Origin of the sequence: Thauera butanivorans (assembly GCF_048398245.1) — a bacterium.
GTDB classification, from domain to species: Bacteria; Pseudomonadota; Gammaproteobacteria; order Burkholderiales; family Rhodocyclaceae; genus Thauera; species Thauera butanivorans.
Genome location: NZ_CP183038.1, coordinates 3,471,555 through 3,492,399, shown reverse-complemented (window position 1 = coordinate 3,492,399; position 20,845 = coordinate 3,471,555). Strand labels below are relative to the sequence as shown.

19 protein-coding genes are annotated in these 20,845 nt (G+C 69.4%); 5 read left to right on the top strand and 14 right to left on the bottom strand.

The annotated features are described in order from the left end of the window. Nucleotides 1-40: 40 nt before the first annotated feature. From ACNQFN_RS16920 to ACNQFN_RS16855, 14 genes are all read right to left on the bottom strand, one after another. The gene (locus tag ACNQFN_RS16920) at nucleotides 41-2,458 is read right to left on the bottom strand and encodes a xanthine dehydrogenase family protein molybdopterin-binding subunit (protein WP_418647037.1); all 2,418 of its coding nucleotides are present in this window, start codon (nucleotides 2,456-2,458) and stop codon (nucleotides 41-43) included. Between the two features lie 46 nt (nucleotides 2,459-2,504). Next, entirely contained in the window at nucleotides 2,505-2,999 is a 495-nt protein-coding gene (locus tag ACNQFN_RS16915) for a (2Fe-2S)-binding protein (protein ID WP_418647036.1), read from the bottom strand. Between the two features lie 20 nt (nucleotides 3,000-3,019). Next, nucleotides 3,020-3,895: an FAD binding domain-containing protein gene (locus ACNQFN_RS16910; protein WP_068637373.1), complete on the bottom strand. Its 876-nt coding sequence runs from the start codon at nucleotides 3,893-3,895 to the stop codon at nucleotides 3,020-3,022. A gap of 107 nt (nucleotides 3,896-4,002) precedes the next feature. Next, nucleotides 4,003-4,647 (bottom strand): nuclear transport factor 2 family protein, encoded by a 645-nt coding sequence (locus ACNQFN_RS16905; RefSeq protein WP_068637371.1) that lies wholly within the window; start codon nucleotides 4,645-4,647, stop codon nucleotides 4,003-4,005. 43 nt (nucleotides 4,648-4,690) lie between these two features. Then, nucleotides 4,691-5,521, bottom strand: coding sequence for an enoyl-CoA hydratase/isomerase family protein (locus ACNQFN_RS16900; RefSeq protein WP_068637369.1), 831 nt, complete (start codon nucleotides 5,519-5,521; stop codon nucleotides 4,691-4,693). 32 nt (nucleotides 5,522-5,553) lie between these two features. Next, nucleotides 5,554-6,477: a TIGR03619 family F420-dependent LLM class oxidoreductase gene (locus ACNQFN_RS16895; RefSeq protein WP_418647035.1), complete on the bottom strand. Its 924-nt coding sequence runs from the start codon at nucleotides 6,475-6,477 to the stop codon at nucleotides 5,554-5,556. A 65-nt stretch (nucleotides 6,478-6,542) separates the two neighbouring features. Beyond that, nucleotides 6,543-7,763, bottom strand: coding sequence for a CaiB/BaiF CoA transferase family protein (locus ACNQFN_RS16890; RefSeq protein WP_418647034.1), 1,221 nt, complete (start codon nucleotides 7,761-7,763; stop codon nucleotides 6,543-6,545). 22 nt (nucleotides 7,764-7,785) lie between these two features. Continuing rightward, nucleotides 7,786-9,018, bottom strand: a complete 1,233-nt coding sequence (locus ACNQFN_RS16885; protein WP_418647033.1) for a CaiB/BaiF CoA transferase family protein — start codon at nucleotides 9,016-9,018, stop codon at nucleotides 7,786-7,788. A gap of 15 nt (nucleotides 9,019-9,033) precedes the next feature. Continuing rightward, nucleotides 9,034-9,786, bottom strand: a complete 753-nt coding sequence (locus ACNQFN_RS16880; RefSeq protein WP_068637355.1) for a DUF2889 domain-containing protein — start codon at nucleotides 9,784-9,786, stop codon at nucleotides 9,034-9,036. A gap of 35 nt (nucleotides 9,787-9,821) precedes the next feature. Next, the gene (locus ACNQFN_RS16875; protein ID WP_068637353.1) at nucleotides 9,822-10,982 is read right to left on the bottom strand and encodes an acyl-CoA dehydrogenase family protein; all 1,161 of its coding nucleotides are present in this window, start codon (nucleotides 10,980-10,982) and stop codon (nucleotides 9,822-9,824) included. Between the two features lie 56 nt (nucleotides 10,983-11,038). Further along, nucleotides 11,039-11,527 (bottom strand): MaoC/PaaZ C-terminal domain-containing protein, encoded by a 489-nt coding sequence (locus ACNQFN_RS16870; protein WP_068637351.1) that lies wholly within the window; start codon nucleotides 11,525-11,527, stop codon nucleotides 11,039-11,041. Beyond that, a complete protein-coding gene (locus ACNQFN_RS16865; RefSeq protein ID WP_068637349.1) occupies nucleotides 11,524-12,045 on the bottom strand; it encodes a MaoC family dehydratase in 522 nt (173 codons plus the stop codon). The genes ACNQFN_RS16870 and ACNQFN_RS16865 overlap by 4 nt, the downstream gene beginning before the upstream one ends. Nucleotides 12,046-12,100: 55 nt before the next feature. Then, the gene (locus tag ACNQFN_RS16860; protein ID WP_068637347.1) at nucleotides 12,101-13,261 is read right to left on the bottom strand and encodes a CaiB/BaiF CoA transferase family protein; all 1,161 of its coding nucleotides are present in this window, start codon (nucleotides 13,259-13,261) and stop codon (nucleotides 12,101-12,103) included. A gap of 18 nt (nucleotides 13,262-13,279) precedes the next feature. Continuing rightward, nucleotides 13,280-14,461: an acyl-CoA dehydrogenase family protein gene (locus tag ACNQFN_RS16855; RefSeq protein ID WP_068637345.1), complete on the bottom strand. Its 1,182-nt coding sequence runs from the start codon at nucleotides 14,459-14,461 to the stop codon at nucleotides 13,280-13,282. 396 nt (nucleotides 14,462-14,857) lie between these two features. Between ACNQFN_RS16855 and ACNQFN_RS16850 the strand changes: the two genes are divergently transcribed. The 5 genes from ACNQFN_RS16850 to ACNQFN_RS16830 all read left to right on the top strand — a co-directional run bounded on the left by ACNQFN_RS16850 (nucleotide 14,858) and on the right by ACNQFN_RS16830 (nucleotide 20,841). Then, nucleotides 14,858-15,805 (top strand): electron transfer flavoprotein subunit alpha/FixB family protein, encoded by a 948-nt coding sequence (locus tag ACNQFN_RS16850; RefSeq protein WP_068637343.1) that lies wholly within the window; start codon nucleotides 14,858-14,860, stop codon nucleotides 15,803-15,805. A gap of 10 nt (nucleotides 15,806-15,815) precedes the next feature. Further along, a complete protein-coding gene (locus ACNQFN_RS16845; protein WP_068637341.1) occupies nucleotides 15,816-16,250 on the top strand; it encodes a Zn-ribbon domain-containing OB-fold protein in 435 nt (144 codons plus the stop codon). Next, nucleotides 16,243-17,436, top strand: a complete 1,194-nt coding sequence (locus ACNQFN_RS16840) for a thiolase C-terminal domain-containing protein (RefSeq protein WP_068637339.1) — start codon at nucleotides 16,243-16,245, stop codon at nucleotides 17,434-17,436. Before ACNQFN_RS16845 ends, ACNQFN_RS16840 begins: the two co-directional genes overlap by 8 nt. Before the next feature lie 52 nt (nucleotides 17,437-17,488). Then, complete coding sequence (locus ACNQFN_RS16835) at nucleotides 17,489-19,456, top strand: (Fe-S)-binding protein (RefSeq protein WP_157659155.1); 1,968 nt, start codon at nucleotides 17,489-17,491, stop codon at nucleotides 19,454-19,456. A 161-nt stretch (nucleotides 19,457-19,617) separates the two neighbouring features. Beyond that, nucleotides 19,618-20,841 (top strand): acyl-CoA dehydrogenase family protein, encoded by a 1,224-nt coding sequence (locus tag ACNQFN_RS16830; protein ID WP_068637366.1) that lies wholly within the window; start codon nucleotides 19,618-19,620, stop codon nucleotides 20,839-20,841. Nucleotides 20,842-20,845: the final 4 nt, after the last annotated feature.

Here is a 20,845-nt window from a genome sequence, read left to right as displayed (position 1 = left end):
GTGTTTCCTTTCGTTCTGTTGGCCGGTCCGGTAGCCTTGCTCAGGCCGCGGCGCCATCCTCGTGCAGCAGCTTCCACACGCGCTGTGGCGAAGCGGGCGTCTCGAGCAGTTCCTTGCCCAGCGGCGCGAGCGCATCGTTGATCGCGCACAGGATCGTGGCCGGCGTGGTATGGATCGCGCCTTCGCCGCAGCCCTTGGCGCCCAGCGGCGACACCGGCGAAGGGGTGACGATGTGGTCCTTCTTCGTCATCGGCACTTCGTGGATGGTCGGGATCAGGTAATCGACGAAGGTGCTCACCAGCGGCTGGCACTGGGCGTCGTAGACGTACTCTTCGTACAGCGCCGCGCCCACGCCCTGGGCGACGCCGCCCTGCAGCTGGCCTTCCACGTTGGCCGGGTTGAGGCGGGTGCCGCAGTCGTCGACGATGAAGTAGTCGAGGATGGCGCTGCGGCCGGTGTCGCGGTCGATCTCGACCAGGGCGACGTGGGTGGCGTTGGCCGCGGTCAGGTAGCTGCGGCAGCGGCCCTGGTCGTCCGGCGCGTTGCGGTTGGGCGCGGTCCACACGTAGGTCGCCTCCGGGCAGGGTTCGACGCCCGGCGGCAGCAGGTCGCTGCGCGACAGCATCAGCCCGGCGATCTCGGCGAGCGACATCGAGTGTTCGGGGGCGTCGATGCGGCGCAGGCGGCCGTTGCGCAGTTCGACGCCGCCTTCGGGCGCCTGCATGACGTGCGCGGCGACCGTGCAGAAGGTCGCCCTGAGCTTCTCGCAGGCGCCCAGGATGGCGCCGGTGACGGCGACGCCGAGGCGGCTGCCGCCCTGCCCGAAGTGGGGGACGGCGACGTCCGAGGGCGTGGTGGCGACGCGCACCTGTGCGATGTCGATGCCGAAGTAGTCGGCGGCGACCTGCGAGGCCACGGTGAACTGCCCCTGGCCTTGCAGGCTGAAGCCGACCGCCACCGTCACGCCGCCGAACAGGTCGACGGCGACCTTGACGCCTTCCGGCACGCCGACGCCGGGAACGCCCACGGTCGCGTAGGCGTTCCAGTCGAACACGCCCGGTTCCACCGTATTGACGACGCCGATCCCCACCAGGCGGCCTGCGGCGCGCGCTTCGGCCTGGAAGGCACGCAGGGCGTCGTAGTCGGCCATCTGCAGCACGCGGTCGAGGACCGCGTGGTAGTCGCCGCTGTCGTACTCGTTGCCGCTCGGCACGGTGTAGGGGAACTGCTCCGGACGGATGTAGTTGCGCCGGCGCAGTTCGGCCGGGTCGATGCCCATTTCGCGGGCGGTGCAGTCCATCAGCGATTCGAGGACCAGGTTGTGCGGCGGGGGGCCGTAGCCGCGGTAGGGGTAGGTCGGCGCGCGGTTGGTGGCGACCAGGGTCAGCTCGTAGCCGGCGGCCTCGATGCGGTAGTTGCCGGTGAATGCGGCCAGCGGCTTGGCGGCGGAGATGGTGCCGTAGCCTTCGGCGCCCGCGCCCTGGTCGTCGACCAGGCGCACGCGAAAGCCGGTGACGGTGCCGTCGGCCTTGACCGCCAGCGCCGCGTCGTAATGGCGGTCCCAGGACTGCCCGCCGCCGGCGAGCAGGTATTCCATGCGGTCCTCGATGTACTTCACCGGCCGCCCGCCCGACTTGCGCGACAGCAGCGCGGCGATGTCGGTGCCGCGCGGGCCGCCCTTGCCGCCGAAGCCGCCGCCCTGCGGATGGGTGACGATGCGCACGCGGTTGACCGGCAGATTGAGCGAGGCGGCGCGGCCGATGGCCATGAAGCGGGGCGTCTGGTAGGCACCGTGGCAGACCAGGCTGTTGTCGGCGAGGTCCCAGCGGCAGACGCAGCCGAAAGTCTCGGTGGGGTTCGCACCGACCCGGTTCCAGCGGAAGCGCCGGCTGACCACGCGGTCGGCCTCGGCGAAGACGCGCTCGAGCTCGCCCCAGGTGTAAGTGCGGTCGAGCATGACGTTGGTGCCGCGTTCCTCGAAGACGAGCGGGGCGCCGCTCGCCATCGCCTGCCCGGCGTCGGCGACCGGCGGCAGGAGTTCGTACTCGATGTCGACCAGTTCGAGGGCATCCTCGGCGAGGTAGCGGCTGCTTGCGGCGACGGCCACGACCGGCTCGCCGACGAAGCGTACCTTGCCGACCGCCAGGCAGTAGCTGCCCCAGCCCTCGGGGGCGGTGAAACAGGGCTTGCACCAGCGCCCGACATCTTCGCCGGTGAGCACGGCGACGACGCCTTCGGCGGCCAGCGCGGCGTCGACCTTCACCGACAGGATGCGGGCGTGCGGATGCGGGCTGCGCAGGATGGCGCAGTGCAGCATGCCGGGCAGGGAAAAGTTGTCGATGAACTCGACCGTGCCCGATACCAGTGCCGGATCTTCGACACGGTTCACCGCCTTGCCGACATAGCGCGATGCATCGTTGGGCATCTGTTCGGGCAGGGTGGGAATCTCGATTGCCATGGTGTCGTCGCCTTGGTGGTTTGCGCTGTGAAACGAAGGAGCCGGCTCAGGCCGGCGTCGACGGCTTCATCCGCTGCGCGGCCAGTTTCACGGAGTCGAGAATCGACTGGTAGCCGGTGCAGCGGCACAGGTTGCCGCCGAGGGCTTCCTTGATCTGCTCTTCGCTCGGGTCGGGCGTGCCGCGCAGCAGTTCGAGCGTGGTCATCATGAATCCCGGGGTACAGAAGCCGCACTGCAGGCCGTGGCCGTCCACGAAGGCCTGCTGGATCGGATGGAGCGCGCCGCTCGAGGGGTCGCGCAGGCCTTCGACGGTGGTGATCTCACAGCCGTCGGCCTGCACCGCCAGCGTCAGGCAGGCGCGCGCGCTGCGCTCGTCGACCAGTACGGTACAGGCGCCGCAGATGCCGTGCTCGCAGCCGACGTGGGTTCCGCCCAGGTTCAGTTCGTGGCGCAGGAAGTCGGCCAGCGTCAGGCGCGGCTCCACCTCGCGGACGTATCGGGTGCCATTCACCCGGACTTCGACGCGTTGCTTGTTCGGCATGCTTGTCCTCTCGCGTGGATTCAGTGCGGGCGCGCCGCTGCCTGGCCCAGCGCCCGGGCGGTGAGCACGCCGACCAGGTGGCGGCGGTAGGCGGACGAGGCGTGGATGCAGCTCATCGGATCGTCGAGCGCGGCGGCGGCTTCCTTGCTCGCCGCGTCGAACTGCGCGGCCTGCGCCGGGCGGCCTTCGAGCAGCGCTTCCGCCGCCGTGAGGCGCAGCGCGGTGGCCTGGACGCCGAATGCGGCGATGCGCACGTTGCGGCACAGTCCGGCGTCGACGTCGAAGGTGACGGTGACGCCTGCCAGCGCGAGGTCGCCGTTGCGCCGCGCGAATTCCTCGATGGCCCAGCGCCGACCCGCCGGGAAGGGCGCGAAGCGCACCGCGGTCAGGATCTCGGTCGGTTCGAGGGCGGTGGTCATGTAGGTGATGAAGAAGTCGGCCGCGGCAATGGTCCGGCTGCCGTCCGGCCCGGCTGCTTCGAACCCGGTGTCGAGCACGAGGGCGACGGCCGGGTACTCGGAGGCCGGGTCGGCGTGGGCGAACGAGCCGCCGACACTGCCGCGGTTGCGGATCTGGCGGTGGCCGACGAGTTCGGTGGCGGCCTGGAACAGGGGCTGGGCGCGCCTGACCAGGGCGGAATCGGCGGCGGCCTGTTTGCTCGTCATGGCGCCGATGGCCAGGGTGCCGGCCTCGTCTCGGATGTAGTCCAGCGTGCCCAGGCGGCGCAGGTCGACCAGGATTTCGGGCCGTGCGACGCGCAGCGCGAGCATCGGCATCAGGCTCTGCCCGCCGGCGAGGATCTTGGCGTCGCGGCCTTCGCCGTCGAGGCGGGCCAGCAGGGCGACGGCCTCGTCGATGGTCGCGGGCGCATGGTAGTCGAAGGGAGCCGGTTTCATGGTTTCATCTCTGGCGCAGGCCGGTTCGATGCATGTGGCCGACGATACGGGCTGCGTGCCGCGCTCGCATCACCCATACATGTGAACCGCCGGCGCGCGGCCGGGGGCTATTCGGCGTCGCGGCACAGGGCGTCGGTGTGGCAGTGGCGATCGACCACCCGGCCATGCTTGCCCAGGTAATGCACGGTGACCTTGGGCAGGTCCTCGAGCGGGGTGACGATCTCGTAGTGGCGGGTGTAGCGCGTCGCGGCGATCCGCCACTGGCCGTCCACCTTGCGATAGCGGTCGTGGTAGAAGGCGCTGCCGGTGGTGAACAGCCTGGTGCTCAGGTTGTAGAAGTTGTCGTGGAGGTACCAGATGCCTTCGGCCTCGGTCTCGCTGAGCACGGTGATCTCGGGATGGTGGCCGTTGTGCTGGGCGATCACCTCGGAATTGAAGTTGCGCCCGATGGCCTCGACATATTCGTCGCGCCCCTGCAGGCGCCATTCGTAGTCGCCGCCGATGAAGTGCACTTCCACCCCGGGGTCGAGCAGGCTGCCCAGCAGCGCCAGATCGGCGCTGTCGATGGCGCGGAAATAGGCGTGCTTGACGCGCTTGATCGCTTCGATGTCGCGCAGTTCGCGGACCTGCCGCTGCAGCTCGGCGAGGCTGGCGGCTTCGTTCCCGCCGCCGCCGGCGGCGGGAACGCTGGTGAGCAGGATGGTGCAGCAGCCGGCCAGGGCCGCTGCGGCGCGCAGTGAGATCGGTTTCATCGAGGAGCTTTCCGGTTGGCTGCCGTTGCGGCGGCAGGTGGGTCTAGATGCCGCGGTAAGCCGGCTTGCGGCGTTCGAGGAAGGACTGGGTGCCTTCCTTCGCGTCGAGGGTCGAGGCCACGATGACGCCGGCGATGCCTTCGTAGTCGAGGATCTGCTCCAGCGTGGCGGTCTGCCCCATCAGCACCATGCGGCGTGCCATGCAGACGGCGACGCTGGCGCGGCTGGCCAGGGTGCGCGCGTACTCGAAGGCCGCCGCGAAGCTCTCGCCCGCCGGCACCAGCTCGTCGACGAGGCCCAGCGCCTTGCATTCCTCGGCGCCGAAGGTCCTGCCGCTCTCGACCATCATCAGCGCCGTGGGCAGGCCGACGATGCGCGGCAGGAACCAGGACAGGCCGCAGTCGGGCGCCACGCCGACGTTGGTGAAGATCGCCGACATCTTGGTCGTGGCGTCGGCGAAGCGGCGGTCGCACACCATGGCATAGGCCAGGCCGGCGCCGACCGCGTGGCCGTGGAGGGCGGCGACGATCGGCTTGTCCACCGCCACCATCTGGCGGGTGACGTCCATGAAGGGGCCGCCCGGCGTCATGCGCTGCGAGCGCGGAATCGGCCGCGAGGGGTCGGAGGTGCCCGGCATCGGGCGATCGCTGTCGCCGGCGATCCAGTCCACGTCGCCGCCGGCGCAGAACGAGCGGCCGGCACCGTGCAGCAGGATGCAGCGCACCTCGTCGACGTAGCGCAGGCGGCGCAGCAGCGCGGCGAGTTCCTCGACCAGCTCCCAGCTCAGCGCGTTGAGCTTGTCGGGCCGGTTCAGCGTGATGATGCCGACATTGTCCTCGATGCGGAATTGCAGATGGCGCAGTTCTTCGGTCATGCGTGGATCCTCGAAAAAGGGGGCGGCGCCCGTCAGCGGAAGCGGGGGATGATCTCGTCGTCGTACCACTCGATCCATTCGAGGGTCTGCTCGAGGGTGTCGTGGCGCGGCGGCATCACCTGCACCGAAGTCGCGCCGGCTTTCTGCAGCGCCTCGATCTCGCGCAGCACGCCGTCGCGGTCGCTGGCGATCTGGGTCTGGCCGCGTTCGGCATGGGAGTAGTCGTCGACCTTGTAGGCGGTGGTGGTGACGAGGATCTCGAAGCGGTCCGCCTTGGCCTCGTAGGCGGGCAGGCTCTTCATGTAGGCGATGCAGCCGGGCAGGTCCTCGCTGGTCACCAGCCAGGGGATCCAGCCGTCGCCGTGCTCGGCGGCGCGGCGCATGGCGGGTTGCGAGTTGCCGCCGATGAAGATCGGCGGATGGGGCTTCTGCACCGGCTTGGGCTCGATCACGATGTCCTTGAAGCGGACGAATTCGCCCTCGAACGCGGGGGTGTCGGAAGTCCATGCCTCCTTCATCGCGGCGAGGTATTCGTCGGTCATCGCGCCGCGCTTGTGGAAGGGGATGCCGAGCGCCTCGAACTCCTTCTCCAGGTGGCCGACCGCGGTGCCGAGCGTGAAGCGTCCGCCGGCGAGGAATTCCATCGTCGCGATCTGCTTGGCCAGCAGCAGCGGGTGGCGGTAGGGCAGGGGCAGGATGTAGGTGAGCATGTGGATGCGCTGGGTCGCGCCCATCAGCGTCGCCGCGGCGGTGATGCTCTCGGCCCAGCGCGAACCCATGACTTCCTTCATCTCGGCCGGCATCACCAGATGCTCGGGGAGGGTGAGCCAGTCCCAGCTCAAGGCGTCGGCCTTGCGCGCATAACGCAGGATTTCGGCGCCGCCGGCTTTCGGCTCCCAGGGGGCCATCGCGGCCGGATAGGTGTTGAGGGCGGGTGTTGCCAGGGCGAATTTCATGTCGTGCGTCTCCGTGTTTGCTCAGTCTGGCGGATGGGGCCGGGCCGTGCGGCCGGCCGCGAGGCTCAGTAGATCACCTGCGATTCCTTCAGGCGTTGATATTCCTCGGCAGGCAGCTTCAGGATGTCGAGGAAGGCGCGGTCGTTGTCCTGGCCCATCACCGGGCCCGGCCTGACGACGGCCGGCGTGCGGCTCATCTTGACGTAGCCGCCGTACAGCGTTTCGTCGAAGCCGAGCGGATGCCGCACCTCGATGAAGGTCCCGCGGGCGCGGTAGTGCGGGTCGTCGAGCAGGTCGGCCACCGCCAGCACCGGCGTGGCGGCGACGCCGGCAGCCTGCAGGCGCGTGGCGAGGCTGCGGTCGTCGTGGCCGCGCGTCCATGCGGCGATTTCGGCATGGATGCGGTCGATCGCCTGCACGCGGCCGGCGACACTGGCCAGGGCCGGCTCGCAGGCCCATGCCGGCGAGCCCATCGCCTCGGCCAGCGCGGCCCACTCGGCGTCGCTGCCGACGGCGATGGCGATCCAGCGGTCGTCGCCGGCACACGGGAACACCCCGTGCGGCGCGGCCGCGCCGGTCGGATGGCGGTTGCCCCTGGGGCCGCCGGAGCGCCCGTTCAGCGCGTAGTCCATGTAGGCCGGGCCGACCATCTGCATCACCGCTTCCTGTTGCGAGAAGTCGATGTGCTGGCCTTGCCCGCTGCTGCGCCGGTGGTGCAGCGCGGCGAGGATCGCGAAACCGCCGAAGATGCCGGCGAAGGGGTCGGAATAAGCGTTCTCGACCGGGATCGGCGGCCCGCCTTCGTAGCCCACCAGGCTGTCCAGGCCGGTCAGCGAGGTCAGGCTGAGGCCATAGGTGCGCACGTGGTCCAGCGGCCCGTACAGCCCGGCGGCGGGCATCGAGAACAGGATGATGTCGGGCCTCGCCGCGCGCAGGGCCTCGTAGCCGAAGCCGAGGCGCTCCATGACGCCGGGGCCGAAGTTCTCGATGACGACGTCGGATTCGGCGATCAGCTTCATCACCAGCTCGCGGCCCTCGGCGTGCTTCAGGTCGACCGTCACCGAACCGTTGCCCGCCCAGCAGGCGTGGTTCGACAGGCTGCGGTCGGGGCCGGGCACCCCTTCGGCGAACGGCGGCAGGTTGCGCGTCATGTCGATGCGGGCGCGAGACTCGATCTTCAGCACTTCCGCGCCGAGAAAGCCGAGGGTCTGGCCGACCACCGGCCCGGCCCACACCCAGCCGAAGTTGATGATGCGGATGCCTTGCAGCGGGAGCGTGTTCGTCATGGCGTGGGTCCGGGTTGGTCCGTCAGAGGGCGCCGAGCGCCTGCAGGCGCGTGATTTCGGCTGCCGGCAGGCCGAGCAGGCCGCCATAGATGTCCTGGTTGTGCTGGCCGAGCAGCGGTGCCGGCGAATGCGGCCCGCCCGGGCTGGCGGGCAGCTTGAAGGGGGCGCCCAGGCTGCGCACGCGGCCGAGCGCGGGATGGTCGATGTCGACGAAATGGCCGCGTGCCTGCAGGTGGGGGTGGCGTGCGGCCTCCTCGACGGTGAACACCGCCGTCACCGGGCAGCCTGCGGCCTGGCACATCTCCATGATCTCCATCTTGCCGTGCGCCATCAGCCAGTCGCGCATCAGCTCGTAGATGAGATCGGCGTTCTGCGCCCGGGTGTACATGTCGTCGAACATGTCGAGCCGGGCCCATTCCGGGTCGCCCATCACCTTGCACAGGCCTTTCCACTGGCCGGGTTCGAGGGCCAGCATCCAGACGTGGCCGTCCTTGCACGGCAGGATGGTGGCGGGTGCGCCGAGCGGCATGCCGACGCCGGTGCGCGAGTCCGAGCGCCCGTCCTGGGCGAGGCCGCCGATGTTCTGGCCGCCGACGAAGGCAGCGGCGATCGCTTCGGCGCAGGACACGTCGACCTGCTGGCCGCCGCCAACGGCGTCGCGGCCGAAGACGGCAGCGAGCCCCCAGGCCGCCGCGGTCACCGAACCGAAATAGTCGGCCGAGAAAGTGCCGTGTTCGAGCGGCATCTCGCGCGGCCGGCCGCAGTAGCGCGCGCTCGCCCCCGACAGGTGGTAGGCGTTGAGGTCGCAGCCGTTCCAGCCGCTATAGGGGCCGGTCTGCCCGAAGGGCGTGATCGAGATCATCACCAGCCGCGGGTTGAGCGCGGCAAGCGTGGGGTAGTCGAGCTGCCACTGCCGCATCCGCGCCGGCAGGTTGTTCTCGACCAGCACGTCGACCTTGCCGATCAGTTCGAGGAACAGGCGCCTGCCTTCGGGATGCTCGACGTTGCAGGTGACGCCGCGCTTGTTGGTGTTGTGGAAGAAGAACAGGCCGCTGCGTTCGCGGTCGGGGACGTCGTCCGGGTAGGGGCCGCTGGCGCGCGCGGCATCGCCCGCGGGCGGTTCGACCTTGATCACGTCGGCGCCGTAGTCGGCGAACAGGCGGGCGCAGTGCGGCGCCGAGACGCCCTGGCCGAAATCGATCACGCGCAGGCCGGCCAGGGCTGCGGGGCGGATGGTGGTCGTGCCGCTGCTCATCTTGTGGCTCCTCGTTCAGGGTTCGAAGCGGAGCAGTTTGTCCGCGGCGTGGGTGAAGTCGCGCACCGTGCCGGCGCTGCGCAGGGCGCGTTCCACCGCGCCGGGGTTGTACGAATAGCAACTGCCCTGCGGCATGCCGTCGGCGATGCCGGGGTTGGCCTCGGGCGGGTCGAAGCTGAAGCGCCGGCTCTGGGCGACGAAGTAGGCGCGCTGCAGGGCGATCGCGGCTTCGAGTTCCGGTCCGTCGAAGCAGGCGGCGGCCCAGGCGTGGAAGCCGCGCATCATCGGCTTGCCGGCGAGCGCCGGCGGCGCCACGACGTGGTGTGCCTCGACTTCCCAGGCGTGGACCTGGCGGCCGTTGCAGCGGATGTCGACGCGTGCCGGCCGCCCCTTGTCGTCTTCCACCGCCATGTCGTACTCGAGCACCGCGTCGCTGTGCCCGGCGTGGCTGACCGCGAGGGCAGCCATGTCGAACAGGTGGGTGCAGTTCTCGCCGGGCACGACGCGGTCGCGCAGCGCCTGCATGGGACTGTCGAGCCTGTGGCCGACGATGCGCTGCAGCGGGCCGGCCGCCTCGGGGCAGGTGTCGAAGGGATGGCGCAGGGCATCCACGCCGATGTCCGTCACCCGTTCGCCGTCGTGGCGCAGCTGGATGCGAAAGCCGTGGTTGCCGTCCTCGAGGGCGACGCTGACCGTATTTGCGGCAGCATGCAGGCGGATGCGCCGGCGGAACACGCCGGCGCCGTAGCTGGGGTTGGGTCTGGCCATGGTGCTTGCCGCTCCGTTCCGCGCCTGCCCGGCGGCTAGACCGTGAAAGGGTCGTCGATGCTGCGCCCGCTGCCGTCGAGCACCGCTGCGGCGACCAGGTCCTCGAGATGGCGCGAGTCCCACCAGTTCATCTGCAGCTGCTTGGCGCGGCGGTAGTAGAGCTGGATGTCGTAGTCGAGGGTGAAGCCGATGCCGCCGTGGACCTGCTGCGCCATCGCGGTGACGTCGCGGAAGGCTTTCGCGGCGAAAAGCTTGGCCATCGGCGCGAGGCGGTCGATGGGTTTGCCCGCCGCGTGCGCCCAGGCCGCCTCGAGCACGAGCGTCCTGGCGCCCTCGACCACGGTGCTGGCGTCGGCCATGTAATGGGCCAGGGCCTGGAAGGCGCCGATCGGCTTGCCGAACTGTTCGCGGTCCTTCGAATACTGCACGGTGATCTCGAGCGCGCGCTCGGCGCCGCCGGCGGCCCAGGCGGCCAGCAGCACGATGCCTTCGCGCATGGCGGCGTTCCATGCCGCCCAGCCGGCGTGCTCGGCGCCGACGCGGGCCGAGCGGGGGATGCGCACCTTGTCGAAAGTCAGCTTGTACTGGGTGTCCGAAGCCATCGAGCGCTGCTGTTCGTAGTGCAGGCCCGGGCTGTCGGCATCGACGACGAACAGCGAGATCGCTTCCGCGCCTTCGCCGGTACGGGCCAGCACCAGCAGCCGGTGCGCGGCGCGGGCATGAAATACGTGCCGCTTCACCCCTTCGAGCAGGTAGTGGTCGCCGTCGGGCTGCGCGCGCAGCTGCACCCCGGCGGGACCGAAGCCGCCGTCCGCTTCGAGCCAGGCCGGCACCACGATCTGCTCGCCGGCGGCGATCGCGGGCAGCAGTTCGGCCTGCCAGGCGCCGTCGCCGGCGTGCACCAGGGCGCCGGCGCTCATCAGGGTGCTGTCGAAATAGGGCCCGGGGGCGAGGAAGCGCCCGAGCTGTTCGTAGATGACGGCGCAGTCGAGCAGGCTCAGGCCCATGCCGCCGTGCGCTTCGGGAATGCGCATGCCGAGCAGGCCGGTCTGCTGCATCTGTGCCCACAGGTCGGCGGGCATGCCGACCGGGTCGTTCTCCATTGCGCGCACCACGTCGATGCCGCTGTAATCGCTGCACAGATCGCGGGTCATGTCGCGGAGCATGTTCTGTTCGTCGGTGAACTTCAGATCCATGTGTGGCCTCTATCGGTTTCGTGAGCGGCCCGTCGGGGCCTGGCTGTGTGAGTGGATCAGGGTTGCCAGCGGGCGCCCCTGCGTTTCCAGGGGTTGTCGGCGGCATCGGCGGGAACGGCGACGCGGGCCGTGCCGACGGTGCGGGTCTGCCCGTCGACGCTGATGTCGAGTTCGAGATCGACCCAGCCGCAGCCTTCGCCGTCGGTGGCGAGTGCGGTGATCGTGCCGTCGAAGCGCATCTCGTCGCCGGGGAACACCGGCGTCTTCATCTGGAAGGAGAGGCGCCCGAGGCGGCCGAAAGGCCCTGTCCAGTCGGTGATGTAGCGCTCGAACCAGGCGGCGTTGTTGGGCGTGTTGATGAAGATGTCGCGCGTGCCGTTGCGCTCGATGGCGAAATCCTTGTCGTGGTGCATCGGCCGCCAGTCGCGGCTGGCGAGCGCGCCCAGCACCACCGTGGTCGCCGTCACCCGGTGGCTGAGCGGGGGCAGGCGGCCGCCCACCTCGAGGTCGCCGAAGAGCAGGCGCGGCGTGCTGTTCGTGTTCATTGTCCGGGCCTCCGGTAGCCGAGGAAGGTGTAGCTTTCGGTGCCGACCCAGTCGCCGTGCTGGTTGGTGCTGCGCACATCCACCGTCCAGAAGCGGCCGGTACCCAGGCGGGTCTGCTTGAGCGGGCCGATCGAGCGCACGATCTGGCAGGTCGTGAGCACGTCGCCGATGCGCACCGGTTCGCCGAAGCTGGCCTCGTTGCTGGCGACCACCGCTTCGGGCAGCGCGAGCAGCGCCTTGAGGTCGAAATGCGCCTGCATCGCCTTGCGTTCGCCGCTCGCGCCCGGCGCCCAGTAGTGCGGCCTGAACCACACCGACAGCATCGTCGGCGGCGCGATCCGGCCGCCGGCGACGGCTTGCGCGGTTTCGTCGTCCCAGTACAGGGGGTTGCCGTTGCCGACGGCCGCGCAGGTGTTGTAGACGTAGCCGATCTCGATCGGGAATTCGCTGCGCGCCTCGTACATCGGCACGCCGATCATCTTGCGCACGGCGTCCGGCAGGTCGTCTGCTGCACTCATGAAGCTTCGCTCCTTGAAGTCTTGTCCTTGGCGGCGGAGGGATGGGCGGTGCCGCTCATTCGACGCAACCCTCTGCACGCAGCGTTTCGATCTCGGCTGCGCTCAGTGCGGCGGCGCGCAGGATTTCGTCGGTATCGGTGTGCCCCGGGCGCGCAACGGCGTGCGGCGGGACATTGCGCTCGCTGCCGGCGAGCAGGGGGGCGAGCTGCTCGAACTCGCCATGTTCCGGATGCAGCGCGGCGGTGAAGCTGGCGCGCGCGCGCAAGTGTGGATCGGCGCACACTTCCGGCACCGACAGCACCGGTGCGACGCAGGTGTCCGCAGCGGCCAGCAGCGCCACCCATTCGTCGCGGTCGCGGCTGAGGAAGCGGGCGCGGAAGGCGCTGCGCATGTCCGCCTGGGCCGCGGCGTCGTACTGGCGCTCGGCGAACTGCCCGAGTTCGAGCAGGGCGCACAGCTTGCGGAAGAAGTGGTTCTCGATCGCGCCGACGGACAGGAACCTGCCGTCGCGCGTGGCATAGACGCCGTACCAGGCGTACCTGCCGGTGAGCACGCCCGAGCCCGGGCCGGTGTCCTCGCCGGTGGCGAGGTACTGGTCCACGTACAGCGACATCAGGTTGAGCATGCCGTCGGTGACCGACACGTCCAGGTACTTGCCGCGGCCGCTGTGGCTGCGCTCGAGCAGCGCGGCGAGGATGGACAGCGCGGCATGCATGCCGCCGCCGGCGCCATCGGCGACGGTCGCGCCGGGCAGCGCCGGGACGCCATCGGCATCGCGCGCGCTGCAGGCGAGATAGCCGCTGACGGCCTGGTAGTTGATGTCGTGCCCGACCCAGCCGGCGTAGGGGCCGTCCTGCCCGTAGCCGCTCGTCGAGCAGTACACCAGGCGCGGGTTGAGCGCGCACAGTTCCTCGTGGCCGATGCCGAGCCGCGCGGCGACGCCGGGGCGGTAGCTCTCGATGAAGACGTCGGCGCAGGAGGCCAGGTGGCGCATCAGCTTGCGGCCCTTTTCCGCCTTCAGGTCGACACGCATGCGGCGCATGCCGCGCCCCGCGCCGTAGGCATGGAACACCGGGTCGACCTGCTTGGCGCCCCTGGCCTGCACCGGGGCGACCTTGATCACCTGCATGCCGAAGTCGGCCAGCAGGCGCGACGCGCGCGCGGCGGGGCCGACGCTGGCGAGATCGAGAACGATGAGGTCCTTCATCGAGGTCATGCGTTTCGTCCCGCTTACTCAGAAGTTCTTCGGCAGGCCGAGCTTGCGCTTGGCGATGATGTTCTTCTGCACTTCCGAGGCGCCGCCGCCGATGGTGTCGATCACCGTGTAGGTGTAGCAGCTCTCGGCGCGGCCGCGCAGCGGGGCGTCCTCGGTGCCCAGCGCCAGCTGTGCGCCGGGGCCGACGATGTCCATGGTGGCGTCGGCGATGCGGCGCGACAGCTCGGTGGCATAGAGCTTGTACTGGGAAGCTTCGTTGGTCGGCGTCTTGTCGCTGTTGAGCGCGGCATCGACGAACCTGATGCTGAGCACGCGCGCCACTTCGCATTCGGTGGCGAGCTGGGCGATGCGCTGGCGGATGACGGGGTCTTCGCGCAGCGGCCTGCCGTCGCGGCTCGCCGTGCGCACGTGGTCGCACAGCAGTTCCATGCGGCCGCGGATCGGCGACAGCGTGAACATCGTGAAGCGCTCGATGTCCAGCGCCTCGGCGATGTACTGGAAGCCCTTGTTGAGCTCGCCGACGCGGTAGTCGTCATGGACGAAGACGTTGTCGAAGAACACCGCGTTGGTGCGTTCGTTGCCCATCGTGTACATCGGATGGAGGGTGAGCCCGGGGTGGTTCATCGGCACCAGGAACAGCGAAATGCCGTGGTGCTTGGGCGCGTCGGGATCGGTGCGCGCGCCGACCCAGTACCAGTCGGCGAAATGCGCGGAAGTGGTGAACACTTTCTGGCCGTTGAGCATCCAGCCCTCGCCGTGGCGCTCCGCCTTCAGGCGCATCGCGGCCGAATCGGAGCCGGCGTTCGGTTCGGAATAGCCGACGGCGAATTCGATCGATGCGTCGAGAATCTTCGGCAGGAATTCGGCCTTCAGTTTTTCCGAGCCGACCTTGATCAGCGTCTTGCCGATGATGCCGATGCCCTTGCCGATCTGCGGTGCGCCGACGGAGGACAGTTTTTCATTGAGCAGGTATTCGTAGAATCCCGCGCCGTCCTGGCCGCCGTACTTCTTCGGCCAGGTGATGCCCAGCCAGCCGCGGGCGGCGAGCTTCTTCATGAAGGCGCGGCGCTCGGGCGTGTCGCATACTTGAGCCATGTTTTCGCGCGTCACGTCCATCACCTGCGGATCATGATTCTCGGCGAGAAAGCGATCGACCTCGCGCAGAAACTCGCATTCCTGTTCCGAAAACTCGAAATCCATGATTGCCCTCTGAATGATTCCTGAAAAAACGGTTCGCATGAATCGCGTCGCATGCCCCCGATACCGGATTCCATTCTAGCCAGCGCAAGAAAAGCCGGTTTCGCCGCCGGGTTTCGGAAGTGGCCGGAGTAATGGCAGATGCGGACATCTCCTGTGTGCAGCCGGATGGGAGGAATGGAGTCTTTGCAATGAAGGCGAATTGCGGCAATGGCGATGCAGAAATTCGCGCGGCGGCACGCTGTCCGGAAATGAAATGGCTAAGGCCCCAACTGATTCGATGGCCGCCGCCCCGGATGAATGCGCCCGATTAGACTGCGTGGCAGATCGTGCGGAATCGCGCCAGTGGCCCGGCGGCCGATGCCGAATCGGATCAACATGAATCAAGGAGCGAATGCCATGGCTGTCGTGCTGTTTTCCTGGGGTGAAAAAATCGAGGGAGGGGCTGCGGAGGCCCTGACCCTGGCTGCCGACCTGGCTGCTGGGCGTGGCCTCGAGCTGCGCTGGGCGGTGACTGCGGAGCTGGAGCGGGAGGCCGCCGCCCTTGCGGCGCTGCATGGCGTGCGCCACGTTGACGTGATCGACGTCTCGCCGCAGGGCGTGGATGCCCGCGTCGCGGTCCTTGCCGGCTATTGCCGGGCGCAGATGCCCGAACTGGTGCTGTTCAACCAGACGGTCGAGGGCCGCGTCGTCGCTGCGCGCGTGGCCGGCCGCCTCGGCCTGCCGGTGCTGGCCAACGTGGTGGCGCTGGCCGGCGCCGAGGGAGGCCTGAAGGCGGAGGTCAGCGCCTATGGCGGCGACACCCGTGCCGAATACCTGCTGACGGCGCCGCGCAACGTGCTGTCGGTGGTCACCACTGCGCTGGCGGCGCGCAAGGCGGCGACGGCCTGCGAGGTGGAGATCAGCCGCGTCGCGGTGGATGCCGGCGCCGCCACGCCCGGCTTCGAGCTCGTATCGGCGCCGCAGGTGCCGGAACAGCGGCTGGAGGATGCGGAGATCATCGTCTCCGGCGGCCGCGGCCTGGGCAAGCGCGAGAACTTCGAGCTGGTCAAGCAGATGGCCGATGCCCTGGGCGGCATGTGGGGCGGCTCGCGCGCGATCGTCGACGACGGCTGGATCGATTCGTCGCACCAGGTCGGCCTGACCGGCAAGATCACCCGCCCCGGCCTCTACATCGCGGTCGGCATCTCCGGCGCCAGTCAGCACATGGCGGGGTGCTCGGCGGCGAAGACCATCGTCGCCATCAACAAGGACCCCGATGCCGCGATCTTCCGTTACGCGCGTTACGGCGTGGTCGGCGACTGCGTCGAGCTGCTGCCCGAGCTGATCCGCGCGGCCCGGGCCTGAGGAGGGAACGATGAGCGAATTGCGCGAACCTTGCGTGCCCGGCCTGTTCACCGAGGAAGGGGGGGCAAGCCTGCTGGGTGCCCGCTGCCGAAGCTGCGGGACGCCGTACTTTCCGGCGCCTTCCCATTGCCGCAATCCGTCGTGCGCGGAATCGGCGCTGGAGCCGCAGGCCTTCGGTGGCGGCGGAACGCTGTGGAGCTATTCGGTGGCGAACTTCGCCCCGCCTGCGCCGCACAGGTTCGATGAGCCGTTCCGGCCCTATGTGATCGGGGTGGTCGATCTGGACCAGGGGCTGCGGGTGGTGGGGCAGATGGTGGGCGAGGCGGCCGACATGCGTGTCGGCGCCCGCGTCGATCTGGTGGTGGCACCGATCTATCACGAGGACGGGAAGGCTTTCACTTCCTGGAAATTCGAGCTGAGCCGGGGGAGCAGGGAACATGCGTGAAGTCGTGGTGCTGGGAGTGGGCATGCACCGCTTCGGCAAGACCGGGGACGAGGCCGTGGGCAACAAGTCGGTCACCGAACTGTGCCGGGCGGCGGTGGACATGGCGCTCAAGGACGCGGGCGTGTCGTGGCGGCAGATCGAGGCGGTGTCGGCCGCCAGCTCCCGCTTCTCCGGAGGCAAGGGCTGGGGCCTGAACGGCAACGACGTGGTCGAGGATCTCGGCGGCACCGGCGTTCCGGTCTACAACCTTTCGGCCGGCTGCGCGGCGGGCGGCAACGCCTTCAACGTGGGCTACTCGCTGGTGGCGGGCGGCATCTACGACATGATGCTGGTGGTCGGCGGCGAGGTGATGCCCAGGGGCATGATCCAGACTTCCGGCGTCGAGGATGCCGCCGATCCCGAATTCCTGCGCCAGCGCTGCGTCGGCATGCCGGGGCCGTCGTTCTGGGCCACGCTCGCGCGCCGCCGCATGCACGACCATGGCACCACCGAAGAACAGATGGCCAGGGTCACGGTCAAGGCCCGCCAGTGCGCGGTGGGCAATCCCTACGCGCGCTTCCGCAAGGCGGTGACGGTGGAGGAGGTGCTGGCCTCGCCCTACGTCAGCGATCCGCTGCGCCTGTTCGAGATCTGCCCGGTGTCCAATGGCGCCGCTGCCGCGGTCATCTGTTCGGCGGCGATGGCGCGCCGCTTCACGCGCAGGCCGATCACGGTGGCGACCAGCACCGTGGCCACGATCGCCTTCGACGACGCGCTGCCGCGCAGCCTGGCGGGGCCGGTGCCGGCGGGTCCGAGCCTGCATACCGAGGCCAGGGCGGCGGTGCTGCGCGCTTTCGAGCGCGCCGGCATCGGTCCGCGCGAGATCGGCTTCACCGAGCTGCAGGACAACACCTGCTATTACGAGCTGGCTTTCCCCGAGGAGTGGGGGCTGTGCGAAGCGGGCGAGGCGGAGCGCCTCGTCGAGGCCGGCGAGACCGCGCCCGGCGGCCGCATGCCGATCAATCCTTCGGGCGGCTTCGTCTCCTTCGGCGAGGCCACGACGGCAATGGGCGTGTTCCAGATTGCCGAGCTGACCTGGCAGCTGCGCGGCGAAGCCGGGGCGCGGCAGGTGCCGGATGCGCGCGTCGGCCTGGCGCAGACGAACGGCCTCGGCGGCAATGCCACGGCCGCCATTCTCAAGCGCTGAGCCGGCCGTGCGAGGCCGGCAGCCGGGCAGAGACTGAACAGGGATGTCGCAGATGTCTTCTCCATCGGTGATCGAATATTTCATCCTCGCGCTGCTGCTGAGCGCGGCCCTCGCTGCCCTCGTCCTCGGCTTGCGCCGCTACGGCCGGCGCATCGGGCAGGGCCGCGCCGGGCCGCCTCCCGCTGCGGGGCGGAGCTTTGCCGGGCGGGCGTTCAATGCGCACAGCTTCGTGCGGCGCGCGCTGCTGGCCGAGCGCCTGTGGAAGCGCCCGGTGGCCGGCCTGGCCCATGCGCTGCTGCTGGGCGGGGCGGTGGTGGCGATCGTCGGCCATGCGAGCTTCGCGCTGAGCTTCGTCGGCGTGGATGTCTATGCGGGCTGGTTCGGCACCGTGGTCATGCGCTGGGCGCGCGAGCTGGCCGGCCTGGCGATGCTGTCGGGTGCCGCGTTCTTCCTCCTGCGCCGCCTCGGCCGCTTGCCGCGCCTGGTCGAGGGCGGAGAGCGCAAGGGTTTCGTCGCCATGGAGGTGCTGCTGCTGCTGACGGTCGTCGCCGGTTTCGTCGCCGAGGCCTTCAGGCTGGCGACGCTGCCGGCGGCGCCGGCCGGAGAGTTCGTCGGCAGCGCGCTGGCGGCAGGGCTGGCCGGGCTGGACGCCGCAAGCCTGGCTTGGGGAGAAACGCTGATGTGGTGGGGGCATGGTCTGCTGGGCGTGAGCTTCATCGCGCTGATCGCCTATACGCCGCTGTCGCACATGCTGCTCGGCCCCGCCAACTCGGCGCTGGCGCGGCCGCGCCCGGGCATCCAGCTCGCGCCGATCGATTTCGACGCCGACGAGGATTCGCTGCGCCTGGGCGCCACCCGCCTGAGCGAGCTGCCGCGCAAGAGCCTGCTCGACCTGTCGGCCTGTCTCGGCTGCGGCCGCTGCCAGGAAGTCTGCCCGGCGGCGCAGACGGGCAAGGCGCTGTCGCCCAAGAAAGTCATGCTGACCTGTGCCGAGTATCTCGAGCAGGGCCGGGCCGACGACGCGCAGCTGATCGACGAGGTCGGCAGCGAAGCCATCTTCGACTGCACGACCTGCGCCGCCTGCGTGGAGGAATGCCCGGTGAGCAACAGCCCGGCGGAGATCATCCTGGAATTCCGCCGCAACCTGGTGATGGACCGTTCCGAGATGCCGGACACGCTGGCGCTGGCGAACCGCAACCTGGAGGCGCGCGGCCATCCCTTTGCCGGCACTTCGGCCAACCCGGACGACTGGTGCAAGGGGCTGGACATCCCCTTGTTCGAGGCGGGCAAGACCGAATACCTGCTGTGGCTGGGCTGCGCGGTGACCTACGAGGAGCGCGCGCAGGAGGTCGCCCGCGCCATGGTGCGCATCCTCGAGGCCGCGGGCGTGTCCTACGGCGTGCTGGGCGAGGCGCGCTGCACCGGCGATCCGGCGAAGATGGCGGGCAACGAGATCCAGTTCGTGGACATGGCGCAGGACAACATCGAAGCCTTCGGCGAGCGCGGCATCCGCAAGGTGATCACGATGTGCGCGCACTGCTTCAACAGCTTCGACCGCTACTACCCGGAACTGGGAGCGGACTGGGTGACGATTCCGCACTCCGTGCTGATCGAGGAACTGATCGCGCAGGGCCGCCTGCAGGTGGCGCGTGACGATGCCGAACTGATCACCTTCCACGACCCGTGCTACCTCGCGCGCCACAACGACATCGTCGAGGAGCCGCGCAAGGTCCTGTCCGCGCTCGGCACGCTGATCGAGATGCCGCGCAGCAGGAAGGACAGCATGTGCTGCGGCGCCGGCGGCTGCAACTACTGGAGCGCGGGCAACAGCGGCAGCGCGCGCATCAACGACGTGCGCACCCGCGAGGCGCTCGACACCGGTGCGGGCAAGATCGCCACCTCGTGCTCGTTCTGCCTGCTGATGCTCGGTTCGAGCGCGTCGCGCGAGGGGCCGGAGCGCAAGGTGTTCGATGTCGCCGAACTGGTGGCGGAGAGGATATTGCCGGCGGCCGGGCGCTGAGCGCTTGCCGGCGGCGTGAAAGAACCCTTCGTCCCCCGCCGCTTGGCCTGGTCGTCCGTTCAGACGATGAGCGCCTTTCCGGCGTGTGGGAAATTGCCTCCGTCGCGGTAGAACCATGCAGCGGAAAAATGCCTTTCCCGGCGATCACGGAGGACACGAAAATGGGCGTAGTTGGAGAAGATCACGTTCTTGGCAATGCGGCCGAGGACTACATGACGCTGGAGGCGGTCGAGCTGCTGGCGCGGGCCAGGGCGATGGTGCCGACGCTCGCCGAACGTGCGCTCGAAGCCGAGCGCGCCGGCATGGTGCCGGCCGACACGGTGCGGGAGATGAACGAGGCGGGCCTGTTCCGCGTGCTCCAGCCCAGGCGCTTCGGCGGCTACGAACTCGATCCGCGCGTGTTCTACCGCATCCAGATGACGCTCGCCGAGGGCTGCATGTCCACCGCCTGGATCTACGGCGTGATCGGCGTGCACAACTGGCAGCTGCCGCTGTTCCCGGAGCAGGCCCAGCAGGACGTGTGGGCGGAGGGCACCTCGGTGCTGATCGCCTCGACCTACATGCCGACCGGCAAGGCCGAGCCGGTCGAGGGCGGCTACCGCTTCTCCGGGCGCTGGGGCTTCTCGAGCGGTGTCGATCATTGCGACTGGATCTTCCTCGGCGGCCTGCTGCCGAAGAAGGACGGCTCCGGCGCGCTGGAGCACGCCACCTTCCTGCTGCCGAAGTCGGACTTCCGCATCGAGCGCAACTGGGACGTGCTCGGCCTGCGCGCCACCGGCAGCCACGACATCGTGGTCGATGGCGCCTTCGTCCCGGCGCATCGCACCCATCACACCAACGACCACAGCGATGCCGGCTGCCCCGGCCGCCAGACGAATCCGGGCTGGGTGTACAGGATTCCCTTCACCCAGGTCTTCCAGCGCGCGGTGTCGTCGGCCTGCATCGGCGCCCTCGACGGCGCGATCGCCAGCTTCCGCGAGCGCGCCGCTGCCCACGTCGGCAAGCACGGCGCGAAGACGGCGGAGGACGTCAATGCGCAACTGGCGGTGTCCGAGGCGATGATGGCCTCCGACCAGCTCAAGCTGGTGCTGTTCCGCAACTACGCCCGCATCGTCGAGTGCGCCAGGACGGGCGCGCAGATGACGGTCGAGGAGCGCCTGATGCAGCGCGCCCAGGCCTCCCAGGTGCCCAAGCTGTGCGCCGCGGCGGCCAGCGAGCTGATGCGCGCCGGGGCCGCGTCGGGGATGTACAAGGGCAACCCGATCGAGCGTGTGTTCCGCGACATCCACCAGGCGCGCGGCCATATCGCCAACAACAGCGATGCCTATGCGCGCGCGCATGGCGCGGTGATGCTCGGCCTGCCCAACGCCGATCCGTACATCTGAGCGC

Bases quoted from the DNA above. Each gene is read 5' to 3' on its own strand.
- ACNQFN_RS16835 (WP_157659155.1), top strand. From the start codon at position 17,489: ATGTCTTCTCCATCGGTGATCGAATATTTCATCCTCGCGCTGCTGCTG.
- ACNQFN_RS16850 (WP_068637343.1), top strand. From the start codon at position 14,858: ATGGCTGTCGTGCTGTTTTCCTGGGGTGAAAAAATCGAGGGAGGGGCT.
- ACNQFN_RS16880 (WP_068637355.1), bottom strand. From the start codon at position 9,786: ATGGCCAGACCCAACCCCAGCTACGGCGCCGGCGTGTTCCGCCGGCGC.
- ACNQFN_RS16865 (WP_068637349.1), bottom strand. From the start codon at position 12,045: ATGAGTGCAGCAGACGACCTGCCGGACGCCGTGCGCAAGATGATCGGC.
- ACNQFN_RS16895 (WP_418647035.1), bottom strand. From the start codon at position 6,477: ATGAAATTCGCCCTGGCAACACCCGCCCTCAACACCTATCCGGCCGCG.
- ACNQFN_RS16900 (WP_068637369.1), bottom strand. From the start codon at position 5,521: ATGACCGAAGAACTGCGCCATCTGCAATTCCGCATCGAGGACAATGTC.
- ACNQFN_RS16870 (WP_068637351.1), bottom strand. From the start codon at position 11,527: ATGAACACGAACAGCACGCCGCGCCTGCTCTTCGGCGACCTCGAGGTG.
- ACNQFN_RS16875 (WP_068637353.1), bottom strand. From the start codon at position 10,982: ATGGATCTGAAGTTCACCGACGAACAGAACATGCTCCGCGACATGACC.
- ACNQFN_RS16830 (WP_068637366.1), top strand. From the start codon at position 19,618: ATGGGCGTAGTTGGAGAAGATCACGTTCTTGGCAATGCGGCCGAGGAC.
- ACNQFN_RS16845 (WP_068637341.1), top strand. From the start codon at position 15,816: ATGAGCGAATTGCGCGAACCTTGCGTGCCCGGCCTGTTCACCGAGGAA.
- ACNQFN_RS16910 (WP_068637373.1), bottom strand. From the start codon at position 3,895: ATGAAACCGGCTCCCTTCGACTACCATGCGCCCGCGACCATCGACGAG.
- ACNQFN_RS16860 (WP_068637347.1), bottom strand. From the start codon at position 13,261: ATGACCTCGATGAAGGACCTCATCGTTCTCGATCTCGCCAGCGTCGGC.
- ACNQFN_RS16885 (WP_418647033.1), bottom strand. From the start codon at position 9,018: ATGAGCAGCGGCACGACCACCATCCGCCCCGCAGCCCTGGCCGGCCTG.
- ACNQFN_RS16905 (WP_068637371.1), bottom strand. From the start codon at position 4,647: ATGAAACCGATCTCACTGCGCGCCGCAGCGGCCCTGGCCGGCTGCTGC.
- ACNQFN_RS16855 (WP_068637345.1), bottom strand. From the start codon at position 14,461: ATGGATTTCGAGTTTTCGGAACAGGAATGCGAGTTTCTGCGCGAGGTC.
- ACNQFN_RS16920 (WP_418647037.1), bottom strand. From the start codon at position 2,458: ATGGCAATCGAGATTCCCACCCTGCCCGAACAGATGCCCAACGATGCA.
- ACNQFN_RS16915 (WP_418647036.1), bottom strand. From the start codon at position 2,999: ATGCCGAACAAGCAACGCGTCGAAGTCCGGGTGAATGGCACCCGATAC.
- ACNQFN_RS16840 (WP_068637339.1), top strand. From the start codon at position 16,243: ATGCGTGAAGTCGTGGTGCTGGGAGTGGGCATGCACCGCTTCGGCAAG.
- ACNQFN_RS16890 (WP_418647034.1), bottom strand. From the start codon at position 7,763: ATGACGAACACGCTCCCGCTGCAAGGCATCCGCATCATCAACTTCGGC.